The organism is Pseudonocardia sp. TRM90224 (assembly GCF_021245725.1).
Classification (GTDB): Bacteria; Actinomycetota; Actinomycetes; order Mycobacteriales; family Pseudonocardiaceae; genus Pseudonocardia.
In genome coordinates this window covers 127363-139708 of sequence record NZ_JAJGSX010000023.1, presented here as the reverse complement: position 1 = coordinate 139708, position 12346 = coordinate 127363, and the positions used below count along the sequence as shown (strand labels likewise).

Sequence of the window (12346 nt, the reverse complement as noted above, 5' to 3'; positions counted from 1 at the left end):
GCACGATGGCCGTCCCCGTCGTGATCACCACGCCAAGACCGCGAACCCCTAACTCCACCACCCCACGGGACGCGACCTCGACTCACCGTGCTGGAAGTGTCGACTCACCCTCCCGTCCACCCGACTCGCGCAGGGCCTGGCCCCGACTCGCGCACGAGCCGAGTCCGACTCGCGCACGGGCCGAGCCCGACTCGCGGACGGTGGCACCCCGCCTCGCCCCGGCCTGGCGTCGGCGCCATGACGCGCTCCCCGTACTGTCGCGCGGGTGGATGTGCGGACCTGGTTGGCTTCGCTGCGACCGGGTCCGACCGGCTATCGCCGGTCGGAGTTCCTGCGCGGCTCGTTGGGTGCGCTTGTGGGCATCGGGTTGGCCGCGGTGACCGCGCACGCGATCCCGGGTGGTCCGGCGGCGTTGCCGTTCATCGTCGCGCCGATGGGAGCGACCGCGGTGTTGCTGTTCGCGGCGCCGGCGAGCCCGTTGGCGCAGCCTTGGTCGGTGCTGGTCGGGAACCTGGCCTCGACCGTGGTCGGGGTGACGGCCGGGTGGTTGATCCACGACGTGGCGTTCGCCGCCGCGGTCGCGGTGGCCGCCGCGATCCCGCTGATGATGCTGTTGCGGTGCGTGCACCCGCCTGGTGGTGCCTGCGCGCTGTTCACGGCGGTCGGTGGGGCGGCGGTGGCCGATCAGGGCTACGCGTTCGCGGTGTTGCCGGTCGGGGTGAACACCGTCGTGCTGCTCGTCGTGGCCGGGGTGCTGAACAACATGACGGGCCGCCCGTACCCCCACATGCCGGAGCCGCCGGCGCCGAGGCGGGGCAGCGACCCGGCGCCGAGCGAGCGCATCGGCGTGCAGACCGAGGACATCCGGCTGGCCATCGCCCGCCTCGACCGCGGTCTCGACGTCCTGCCCGGCGACGTCATGGAGCTGGTGCGGGAAGCGGAGGCGACGGCGCTGGACCGCAGGCTCGGACAGCTGCGGGTGAGCACCCTGATGGCCCGCGACGTGCAGACGGTGCGCGCGGGCGACTCGCTCTACCGGGCGCGGATCCTGATGAACACGCACCACGTGAAGGCGTTGCCGGTGATCGACGACGAGCGCCGTGTCGTCGGCATCGTGACCGTCTACGACCTGTTCAACCTCGACGTCGTCGATCTCGACCCGGTCTCGAAGGTGATGAGCAGCCCGGTCACGACGGTCGCGGTCGACACCCCCGTCGCGCGGCTCGTCGCGCTGATGACCGACCTCGGCCTGCGCCACCTCCCGGTCGTCGACGACGAGGGCCGCCTCGCCGGGATCGTCACGCGGACCGAGCTGATCGCCGTCCTCAACCAGGCGCTGATCGAGTCCTAGGAGCGAGCGCCTGCCGCACCTCGTCGAGGCGCCGGATGTAGCGCTTCCACCCGAACCCGGACGCGGCGTGGTCGCGCTCGGCGCGGGCCACGAGCCGTCGCGCCGCGGCGACGTCGCCGCGGGCCATCGCCAGCGCCGGTGCGATCGCCGAGGACGCCAGCGCGACGAGCGCGCCCTGCGACATGGCCGCTTCGAGCAGCGCGGCGGCCTCGTCGAGCGCCGCCGCGTCGCCACGCGTGATGAGCACCCCGGCGAGGTCGACGTCGACCAATGTCGGGTCGCCGGTCTGCTCGCCGGTCTGCAGCGCCCGGATGACGGTGCGGCTGCTCCGTTCTGCTTCTTCGATCCGGCCGCTCTGCTCGGCGATGTGACCACGCAGGATCTCGTTGTACTGGTGGACCCGGGTGACGTCGAGGCGCTTGGCATGTTCATCGGACTGGTCGGCTGCGGCGAGCGCGTCGTCGATCGCCCCGAGGTCGAGGAGCGAGCTGGCCAGCACCGTCAGGCAGCTCGCGATCGCGAAGTCGTCATCGAGCTTCGCTCCCATCTCGACGATCCGGCGGGAGACCGCCGCCGCCTCGCCCGGTTCGCCGGCGAACAGCAACGCCATCGCGAGCGCCGAGAGGAACCGGATCTCGAGCGGGTGGCCGTGCGCCTGCTCGACACCTTCGCGCAGCATCCGGAGCGCATCACGCAACTGCCCGAGCTGCGTGGCGAGGATGCCTTGGTAGCAGAGCATCGTCAGGGCGAACCGGGGGTCGTCCGCGAGCTCCGTCGAGCGGCTCAGCAACGCGGTAGCGCTCTCGTCGTCGCCGGCCAGCAGCGCGTGGAAGCCCTGGTTGGAGAGCGCGAACGCCTTGACCATGGGGTCGACGCCGTCGGCCCCGCCCAGCGCGACGAAGTGGCGCAGCGCGGTCCTGGACCATCCGCGGGCCATCCACGGCATGTGCAGGGCGTTGGCCAGCCGCAACGCGTCGCGGGCGTGCGGAGCGCCCACCGCGTTGTCCAGCGCGTGCTCGAGGTTGGGCCACTCGGTGAAGACCTCGGTGACGGTGCCCGTCGAGCAGAAGTTGTCGACGGCCGCGAGGGCACCGACGAACCCGAGGCACCACGTGAGGTGCCGTGCGTTCGTCGAGAGCACCTCGTCGTGCGCGGTGAGCTGCTCCAGCGCGTACTCGCGGACGGTCTCCAGCAGCGTGAATCGCCGCCCGCCGCCCGGCATGGCGACGACGTTCACGAGGCTGCGGTCGACGAGCTCGGCCAGCGCCGGTGCCACGTCGCCGACGTCGACCTTCCCGTCGGGGACGGTGGCCTCGGCCGCCTCCAGCACGAACCCGCCGGCGAACACCCCGACGCGGCGCAGCACGGTGCGTTCGCGCTCGTCGAGCAGCTCGTGGCTCCAGTCGATCGCGGCGCGCAGCCCGGTGTGCCGCTGGCCGGCGTGCCGCGTGCCGCCGGTGAGCAGCCGCAGCCGGTCGCCGACCCGCCCCGCCAGCTGGGCGACGCTGAGCGTGCGTGTGAGGCCGGCCGCGAGCTCGATCCCGAGCGGCAGCCGATCGACGGCGTCGGCGATGGTCGCGACGTGCGCGCCGGCGTCGGGCGCGAGCATGGCATCGGGTGCCGCGCGTTCCACGAATAGCGCCGCGGCCGGCGCCGGACCGAGCGGACCGACGCGCACCTGCGCCTCCTCGTCGAGGAGCAGCGGTCGTTGCGCCGTGACGAGCACGGTGAGCTGCCGCGCTGCCGCCCGCAGCGCGCGGGTGGCCGCACCGGCCGCCTCGACGAGGTGTTCGGTGTTGTCCAGCACCAGCAGCCCGCCGTCGAGGTCGTGCGCGAGCGTCGGCAGGGGGTCGTCGGTCACGACGTCGACACCGGCGGCGTCCACCAGCGCGGGGACGACGGCGTCGGCGCGCCGCAGGGGTGCGAGCTCGGCGACGACGACCCGCCGGCCGGTCGCGACGATCCTGGCGGCCTCCATCGCGAGCCGCGACTTGCCGCTGCCGGGCCCGCCGAGCAGCGTCACGACCCCCGGCCGGGAGACCTGCTCGAGCAGCGCCGCGAGCTGCGCGTCACGCCCGTGGAAGCTCGTGGTCGAGACCGGCACACGGGTGACCCGGCGCTCCACGACGGCCGCGGCCGGCTGGTCCGCCGCCGGCCCGAGCAGCCGCGGGTCGTGGCGCAGGAGCTGCAGCTCGAGCTCCGCCGACTCCGGGCCCGGGTCGACGCCGAGCTCATCGGCGAGCGCCCGGCGCAGGCGCGCGAGCCGGTCGAGCGCGTCCGCCTGCCGTCCGACGCGGTACAGCGCCTTGGCGAGCAGGCACGCGATCGGTTCGTGCAGCGGGTGGGCGGCGGCGAGCGTCGTCAGCTCGGCGGTCACCCCACCGCCGCCGTGCAGGTCGAGCGCGGCGCCGATGCGGTAGACGGTCAGGTCGAGGTGCCATGCGTCGAGCCGTTCGCCGTCGGCCTGCGCGAACGGGTACGTGCGGAGGTCGGCCAGTGCGGCCCCGCGCCAGCAGCCCAGCGCAGCCGTGGCCGCGGTGTGGACGGCAGCGGTGTCGCCGTCGCGGGCGGCGTCGTGCAGCCGGGCCGCGGCCTCCTGCGCGCGCAGCAGGTCGGTGGCCTCGGCGGCGAGCTGGTAGCCGGCCGAGGTGCGGGTGAGCAGCGCGCCCTGCTCGCCGAGCGCGCCACGCAGCCGCGACGCCACCACTCGCAGCCGCGGGGTGGCCCGCAGGATCTCCGTGTCGCTCCAGAGGTCCTCGGCGAGCCGGCCGTCGGGGACGGGGGCGCCGCCGGCGAGCGCCAGCCTTGCCATCAGCGCACGCTCCAGCGGACGCTCGACAGCCAGCAGCGCCCCGTCGTGGGCGACGGTCACCGTCCCGAGCACGTCCACGTCGAGCGGTTGAAGTCCTTGCCCCCGCACACGATCAGGATGCCACCTCGCGCCTAGGGTCTGGCCTGTAGGCCCTGGACCACGCTCTTCGCGCCGAGATCGCCCCTGGCGGCGTTGCCGCCACGACCGGATACGCCAGGTATGACGGATCGCGGCGGCGCCTTGCCAGGAGCAATCCCGATCACGAAGCCCGCGGCCCCCGACCTACAGGACAGACCCTAACCGGTTTCCGCAGGTCCGTGCAGCGCGGCGCGCACGGCCGCGAGCGGCACGGTGTAGCGGGGCCAGCCGAACCCGAGCTCGCCGAAGCGGGCCTCGACGGCGTCGAGCAGCTGCCGCGCTCCGGCGCGGTCACCACGGGCGAGCGCGAGCACCGCGGAGAGAGCGTCCGCGCCGAACCTGTTCGTGCCCTCCGACGGCTCCAGCTCGCGAACGACGTCGAGCGCGGCCGCTGCGCCGTCGAGGTCGCCGCCGGCGAGCAACGCGCTGGCCAGGTCGAGGTGGGCGCGGCTGCGGCGCACCCCGGTGAAGGTCAGCGCCGATCGGCAGAACCGACCCGCGGCGTCGGGATCACCGCGGGCGATGGCGGCGTGCGCCCTGGTCAGCTCGTTGCAGGCGAGCGAGAGCTGGTCGTCGAGGCGCTGCGCGTAGCCGTCGGACTCGTCGGCGACCTGCAGCGACTCCGCCACCCGCCCGCCGTCGACGAGCGACTGGGCGGTGTTGCTGAGGGTCACCGACAGGCGGTGCTCGTCGCCACCGGCCCGCTCGACGGCGATCCGGTACCAGCGCAGCGACCCGTCGACGTCGCCGGCGAAGAGGTGCGCCGTGCCGATCGCGTCGGCGAACGCCGAGGCCCGCCGATCCAGACCGGCCTGCAACGCGAACCGTTCGCCGGAGCGCAGGACGACGATCGCGGACCGCGGCCGCCCGCGTTCCGCCTCGACGATGCCGCGGTAGTAGCGCACGAGCGAGGTCAGGTGCCCGTCGGCGGCCGTTGCGGGCTCGCCGACCATCGTGTCGGCCACCTCGAGGCGGGATGCGGCCTCGTCGAGGTGCCCGGCCATCAGCGCGTGGAACCCGTGGAAGCTCAAGGCCTGCACCCGCTCGGTGGGGGACACGCCGTCGGCACCGGTCAGCGCCGTGAAGTGGCGGCGGGCTTCGGCGAACCACCCGCGCGACGCCCACGCCTGGTGCAGCGCGGTGGCGAGGCGCAGCCCGTCGGCGGCCCGCGGGCCGCCCGGCGCGTGCTCCAGCGCGGCGAGCAGGTTGGGCCACTCCGCGAGCAGCGCGGCCACGGCGTCGGCGGACCCGGCGGTGTCGGTGCCGCGCGCCCGGGTGTGGTCGAGGCACCAGCTCAGGTGCCGGTCCCTGACCGGTTCCGGCTCACCCGCGGCGTGCAGCCGGTCGAGCGCGTAGCTCCGGACGGTGTCGAGCAAGAACAGCCGCCGGGGGTCCATCCGTGCCGGCCCGACGCCGACCAGGCTGCGGTCGACGAGGTCGGCGATCGCCGGTGCGACGTCCCCCACCTCGATATCCGCACTCGCGGCGACCCGTTCGGCCGCGTCGAGGTCGAACCCGCCCGCGAACACGCCGAGGCGCCGCAGCACCGCGCGACTCCGCTCGGCGAGCAGCTCGTAGCTCCAGTCGAGCGCCGCGCGCAGGCTGGCATGTCGCCTGCCGGCGCCGGCGGCTGCGCTGTGCCGGTGCGCGACGAGCAGCCGGAGCCGGTCGTCGACGCGATCCGCGAGCTGGCGCACCGACAGGGTGCGGGTGAGACCGGCGGCCAGCTCGATCCCGAGCGGGAGGTGGTCGACGGCCGCGCAGATGCGCGCGACGTCGGCGTCGTCGGTCGCTGCGTCTGCTGCGGTGCGTTCGCGGAACAGCGCACCGGCTGCATCCGGTGCGAGCGGGCCGACATCGTGGCGGGCCTCGCCGTCGAGCCGCAGCGGGCGCTGCGAGGTGACGAGCACCCTGATGCCGGGCGCTGCCCTGCGCAGGGCGTGCGTGACTGCGCTGACGGTCTCGACGACGTGCTCGGCGTTGTCGAGCACCAGCAGGCTGGTCTCCAGCGCGGCAGCGATGGCGGGCAGCGGGTCGCCGGCGCCGGTGTCGACGCCGGCCGCTGTGGCAACGGCGGGCACGACGGCGTCCTCGCGGCGCAGCGGCGCCAGCTCGACGAGTACGGCGGGCCTTGCGGATCTCCCCACGGCTTCGAGCGCGAGCCGCGATTTGCCACTACCGGCGACCCCGACGAGCGTCACGAGGCCAGGTGCCGCGAGCCGTTCGAGCAGTGCGGCCATGTCGGCGTCGCGGCCGACGAACATGCTGGCCGAGCGGGCCCGGGCAGGCGCCTCGGTCCGGCGCAGCGGGTCATGACGCAGTGCCGGGTCGTGGCGCAGCAGCCGCAGCTCCAGCTCGGCGGTCTCCGTGGCCGGGGTGACGCCGAGCTCGGCGGCGAGCGTGCGGCGCAGCCGCCCGATGTGGCCCAGCGCCTCCGCCGACCGGCCGGCTCGGTAGAGCAGCTCCGCCTGGAGACGCTGGAGGGGTTCGTGCCACGGGTTGGCGGTGGAGAGCGCGGCCAGCTCCTGGAGGATCCGGGTGGCGCCGCCGGCCGTCGCGTCGAGCGCGGACTCCGCGCGGTAGCGGTGCACGGCGAGGTCGACGCGCCACCGGTCGAGGCGCTCGCCCTCGGCGCGGCCCCACGGGACGTGCCGGACGTCGATGAGCGCGGGCCCGCGCCAGTGCGCGAGCGCCGCGGTGGCCGCGTCGCGGACGGCGCCGGGGGCGGCCGTGGCGGTGATCGAGCCGGCTGCCGCTTCGGCAGCGAGCAGGTCGGCCGGACGTGCTGTGGCCGCGTAGCCGGCGGCCGTGCGGTGCAGGAGCTCGTCGCCCAGCGCGGCCCGGATGCGTGAGACGAGCGTGCGCAGGCGGGGCGCCGGTGCGGCAGGCGCGGCGTCGCCCCAGAGGTCGGCGGCGAGGCGGTCGTCGGCGACCGGTGTGCCGCGGGCCAACGCGAGGCGCACCAGCAGCGCGCGCTCCATCGGGCGGCCGGCAGGCAGCTCCCGGCCACCGACCGTGACCAGGGTGGGGCCGAGCACGTGCAGCTCGACCTGCCCAGGCTCGATCTGCCCAGGCTCGATCTGCCCAGGCTCGATCTGCCCAGGCTCGATCTGCGCTGCCTCGGGGGTCACTATGCAGGCGAGGCGATCGTGTCGAGCACCTGCTGCCCGTACTTGGCCAGCTTGTTCTCGCCGACCCCGCCGACGCTGCCGAGCGCGGCCAGGCTCTCGGGCTTGCGGGTGGCGATCTCGCGCAGGGTGGCGTCGTGGAAGATCACGTAGGCGGGCAGGCCCTGCTCCTTGGCGACGCCGGCGCGCCACTCCCGCAGGCGCTCGAACAGCGGCGCGGCGTCGGGCGCGAGGGCGACCTGCGGGGCGCGTGGGGTGCGCGAGCGGGCTTGCCGTTTGGGCTCGCGTCGCATGTGCACGGTCCGCTCGCCGCGCAGGACGTCGCGGCTGGCGTCGGTGAGCGCGAAGGTCTGGTAGGTGCCCTCGACGGCGAGCATCCCCTGCGCGAGCAGCTGGCGGATCACCCCACGCCACTCGCCCTCGGCGAGCTCGGTGCCGATGCCGAAGACGGTGAGGCTGTGGTGGTCGAACTGGTCGACCTTCGGGGTGCGCTTGCCGAGCAGGATGTCGACGATCTGGCCGGCGCCGAAGCGCTGGCGGCGCTCGCGATCGAGCCGGAACACCGTGGAGAGCACCTTCTGCGCCGCCACCGTGCCGTCCCACGTCTCCGGCGGCGCGAGGCACGTGTCGCAGTTGCCGCACGACTCGCTGCCGGACTGGCCGAAGTACGCGAGCAGCTGCGAGCGGCGGCACGACACCGTCTCGCAGAGCGCGAGCATGGCGTCGAGGTGCTGGGAGAGGCGGCGGCGGTGCGCGAGGTCGCCCTCGGAGTCGTCGATCATCTTGCGCTGCTGGACGACGTCGGCGAGCCCGTACGCGAGCCACGCGGTGGACGGCAGCCCGTCGCGGCCGGCACGCCCGGTCTCCTGGTAGTAGCCCTCGACCGACTTCGGCAGGTCGAGGTGCGCGACGAACCGCACGTCGGGCTTGTCGATGCCCATGCCGAAGGCGATCGTCGCGACCATGATCACGCCGTCTTCGCGGAGGAAGCGCGACTGGTTGGTCGCACGCGTCGAGGCTTCGAGCCCGGCGTGGTAGGGCAGCGCGGTGAGGCCCTGGCCGACGAGGAACTCGGCGGTCTTCTCCACCGACGCGCGGGAGAGGCAGTAGACGATCCCGGCGTCGCCGGGATGTTCGGTGCGCAGCAGCTCCAGCAGCTGGCGGCGCGGCTCGTTCTTCGGCGCGATCCGGTACTGGATGTTGGGGCGGTCGAAGCTCGCGACGAAGTGCTTCGCCTCCTGCAGCCCGAGCCGGGTGGCGATCTCGGTGTGGGTGGCCTCCGTCGCGGTGGCGGTGAGCGCGATGCGCGGCACGTCGGGCCAGCGTTCGTGCAGCTGGGAGAGCGCGAGGTAGTCGGGCCGGAAGTCGTGGCCCCACTGCGCGACGCAGTGCGCCTCGTCGATGGCGAAGAGCGCGATCTTGCCGCGGTCGAGCAGCCGCAGGGTCGACTCCACCCGAAGGCGTTCCGGCGCGAGGTAGAGCAGGTCGAGCTCGCCCGCGAGGAACGCGGCCTCGACGGCGCGGCGTTCGCCGAGGTCCTGCGTGGAGTTGAGGAACCCGGCCCGGACGCCGAGCGCGAGCAGCGCGTCGACCTGGTCCTGCATCAGTGCGATGAGCGGTGAGATCACCACCCCGACCCCGGGCCGGACGAGCGCCGGGATCTGGTAGCACAGCGACTTCCCGCCGCCCGTCGGCATGAGCACCAGCGCGTCGCCGCCGCCGCTGACGTGCTCGATGATCTCGGACTGGTCGCCGCGGAACGCGTCGTACCCGAAGACTCGCTGCAGGACGTCGAGGGGGAGGGGAGCCACGGCCCCGATCGTACGAGTGGCTACCGACGCCCCGCAGGCGAACCGGCACACTCGGTGTCGGAGTGCAGGCTGCGGCCGGCGAGCAGGACGGTGACCAGCCCGGTTGCGGCGATCACCGGCAGCGCCACCCGGACGGGCAGCCACTCGGCGACCGCACCGGCTGCGGCGAACCCGAGGCCTTGGGTGACCATCATCCCGGCGTTGACGAGCGTGAAGCTCTGGCGGCGGACCTCCTCGGGGATCCGGGCGATCGCGAGCTGGTCGAGGCCGATGGAGTAGCTCATGCCGAGCCCGCCGAGCACGAGCAGCGCGATCGCGACGGGCAGCGGCGGGCCGAACGCGAAGCCGAGCACCGGGACGAACGCGGATGCGGCGAACGGCACGACAAGCCGCTCGCGACGGGCGGGCGACATGCGTGATCCGACGATCAGCTCGCCGAGCACGGCGCCGGCGGGGAGCCCGGTGAGCAGCAGCCCGACGGCGAGCGAGCCGCCGCCCAGGTCGTTGGCGTAGGTGACGGCGAGACCTTCCGGCGCGACCAGGAAGAACCCGGGCAGCCACGACATGACCAGCACCGGCCCGATCCCCGGCACGCTCAACAGCGCCCGCACGGCGGCGACCGGGCTGCTGCGTGGCGCGGCCAGCTCCATCGACGGGCGGCGGCGCGTCCCGATCAGCAGGATGAGCGCGGCGGCGGCGTGCCCCGCCGCCGCGGCGATGAGGGCCTGTGCCGCCGGGATGAAGACGAGCGCGAGCCCGCCCGCCGCGAACCCCGCGAACTGCGCGTTCTGCGCGACCAGGCGCAGCAGTGATCGGGCCAGCGGAAATCCGTCGTCGCCGACGAGTTCGGAGAGGGTTGCGGTGCGGGTACCGGCGAAGACCGGATCGATGAACCCCTTGACGGCCAGCAGCCCGAGGATGGCCGGGACCGGCATGCCGGGCAGCGCCATGATCGCGACCAGCAGCGCGACCGCGATCTCGCAGGTGACCAGCACGTCGCGGCTGGGGCGGGTGCGTCCCGCGCCGCCGAGCAGCACGGCGCCGAGACCCATCGGGACGAAGCCGATCGCGAACGTCATCGCCGCGAGCATGGGTGAGTTGGTGCGTTGGTAGACGAGCACGGTCAGCGCGACATCGGCGACGATGATCGCAAGCATGGCGAAGACGTGCGCAGCGAGCACAGCGCGGAACTCCGCGTTGCGCAGAACGGTTCGGTAGGACGACACGCGCCGATCATCACCGCCGCTGCTGTCGCTCCGAGCACCCTTCGTGCAGGATCGAAACGTGCCACTTGATCTGCGATTGGGTCCTGTCGACGTCGCCGGGATCCGGTTCGCCCGCTCGCCGATGTGGGAGACCATGGAGGCGCTGCGCACCGTGCTGGAGCCGCAGCGTCACGCCTACCACCTGACCTGGCTGCGCGCGGTGGACGTGCGGGCCGCGGAGGCCGCGATCGTCGAGCTGACGCCGCTGGTGCCGCGGCCCGGCCAGCAGCCCGACTTCCTCATCCCGATCCCGGCCGGCCCGACCACCGACATCGAGGACGACCTCGCCGCCGTGGCCGGGACACCGCTCGACATCGTCGAATCGGAGCTGCGCCTCTCGGCCGAGTCGAAACGGGCCTCCCCCCAGGTGCGCGCAGCTGTCGCGGCGCTACTCACCGATCCGGCCGCGAGCCTGGCCCGGATCGTCGCCGCGCAGCGGACGTGCTGGGACCACCTGGTGCGGCCGTACTGGTCGGCGCTCGACGACCTGCTCGCCTCCGACATCGCCCACCGCGCGGCCGGCCTCGCCGCCAGCGGCATCACGGCGATGCTCGGCTCGCTGCACCGCGACGTCACGTGGGCCGACGGCGTGCTCGCGGTGGACACCCCGCAGCACGGCTCGCGCGCCGACCTGCGCGGGCGTGGGCTGGTGCTGATGCCGAGCGTGTTCGGCTGGCCCACCGTCACGGCGATGACCGACCTGCCGTGGCAGCCGACCGTCGTCTACCCGGCCCGCGGGGTAGGGACGCTCTGGCCGCCCGCGCCGGCGCGCGACCCCGGAGCGCTGGGGGAGCTGCTCGGCACGACCCGCGCGCGGCTGCTCGCACTGCTCGCACAGGAGGCGTCGACCAGCACGCTCGCGCGCCGCCTCGGCCTCGGCCTGCCGACGACGTCGGTGCACCTCAAGGTGCTGCGCGCCGCGGGCCTGGTCACGGCGCGCCGGGCGGGCCGGACGGTGCTGCACCGCCGCACGGCGCTCGGGGCGGCGCTGACCGGCGAGCCGACCTGACGTCGACAACGACCTTTTGGTCGTTTGTGAGCGCTAACAACGGCCAGAACGTCGTTGTCGACGCTCAGGCGGTGACCTCGGTGCGGATCATCAGGCGGACCTTGTCGGAGCGGTAGCGGTCGCGCGCGTACTCGACGGGCATCCCGGACTGCGCGTTCGCGGTGCGCTCGACCTGCATGAGCGCCGTGCCGGTGGTGACGCCGAGCGCGGCGGCGTCGGCCGTGTCGGCGAGCACCGGCTCCAGGTACTCGACGGCGGTGCGCGGCGCGAGGTCGAACGTGTCGGCCAGCAGGTCGTACAGCGAGCCGTTCAGCGGGTGGTCGAGCAGCCCGCGCACGCGGTCGGCCGGCAGCCACGACCGCTCCAGCGCGAGCGGTGTGCCGTCGGCGTCGCGGACCCGGACGATCTCGTGCACCGGCGACTCGACCGGGATCCGCAGCGCTTCCGCGATGGTCGCGTCGGCAGGGCCGGTCCGGGCCGACAGGACGGTCGCCCCGGCCTTGCGGTGGGTCCTGCGCATCTGCTCGGTGAAGCCGGCGACGCCCGTGAGGTCGCAGTCGATCTTCGGCTCGGCGACGAAGGCGCCGCCCTTGCGACCGGGCAGCCGCACGAGCACGCCGCGGCGGGCCAGCCCGTCGAGCGCCTGGCGCAACGTCATGCGGCTGACCCGCAGCGCCGCGGCCAGCGTGCGCTCACCGGGCAGCCGTTCACCGGTGCCCAGCTCGCCGCGGATGATCTGCTCCATCAGCCACTGCTCGATCTGCACGTGGACCGGCAGGCCGTTGCGGCGCTCCAGCCGGGGAGTGCGGTCGAGCAACGTGGCGGCCACCAC

General features: G+C 74.1%; 7 protein-coding genes. 2 read left to right on the top strand and 5 right to left on the bottom strand.

Annotated features, from left to right (window positions below):
• Nucleotides 1-265: 265 nt before the first annotated feature.
• On the top strand, nucleotides 266-1351 hold the full coding sequence (locus LL648_RS27875) for an HPP family protein (protein WP_232665714.1): 1086 nt from the start codon (nucleotides 266-268) through the stop codon (nucleotides 1349-1351).
• Here LL648_RS27875 and LL648_RS27870 read toward each other — a convergent pair.
• The 4 genes from LL648_RS27870 to LL648_RS27855 form a co-directional block, all read right to left on the bottom strand.
• Nucleotides 1326-4271, bottom strand: a complete 2946-nt coding sequence (locus LL648_RS27870; protein WP_232665713.1) for an AfsR/SARP family transcriptional regulator — start codon at nucleotides 4269-4271, stop codon at nucleotides 1326-1328. The two genes, LL648_RS27875 and LL648_RS27870, sit on opposite strands and share 26 nt — an antisense overlap.
• 188 nt (nucleotides 4272-4459) lie before the next feature.
• Nucleotides 4460-7432: a BTAD domain-containing putative transcriptional regulator gene (locus LL648_RS27865; RefSeq protein ID WP_232665712.1), complete on the bottom strand. Its 2973-nt coding sequence runs from the start codon at nucleotides 7430-7432 to the stop codon at nucleotides 4460-4462.
• Nucleotides 7432-9240: a DNA helicase RecQ gene (recQ, locus tag LL648_RS27860; RefSeq protein WP_232665711.1), complete on the bottom strand. Its 1809-nt coding sequence runs from the start codon at nucleotides 9238-9240 to the stop codon at nucleotides 7432-7434. Before recQ ends, LL648_RS27865 begins: the two co-directional genes overlap by 1 nt.
• Nucleotides 9241-9260: 20 nt before the next feature.
• Nucleotides 9261-10466: an MFS transporter gene (locus tag LL648_RS27855; protein ID WP_232665710.1), complete on the bottom strand. Its 1206-nt coding sequence runs from the start codon at nucleotides 10464-10466 to the stop codon at nucleotides 9261-9263.
• A 58-nt stretch (nucleotides 10467-10524) separates the two neighbouring features.
• Here LL648_RS27855 and LL648_RS27850 point away from each other — a divergent pair, with 58 nt between their 5' ends.
• Nucleotides 10525-11514: an ArsR/SmtB family transcription factor gene (locus LL648_RS27850; RefSeq protein ID WP_232665709.1), complete on the top strand. Its 990-nt coding sequence runs from the start codon at nucleotides 10525-10527 to the stop codon at nucleotides 11512-11514.
• Nucleotides 11515-11578: 64 nt separating this feature from the next.
• Here LL648_RS27850 and LL648_RS27845 read toward each other — a convergent pair whose 3' ends face one another.
• Entirely contained in the window at nucleotides 11579-12343 is a 765-nt protein-coding gene (locus LL648_RS27845) for a GntR family transcriptional regulator (RefSeq protein WP_232665708.1), read from the bottom strand.
• Between the last annotated feature and the right edge of the window lie 3 nt (nucleotides 12344-12346).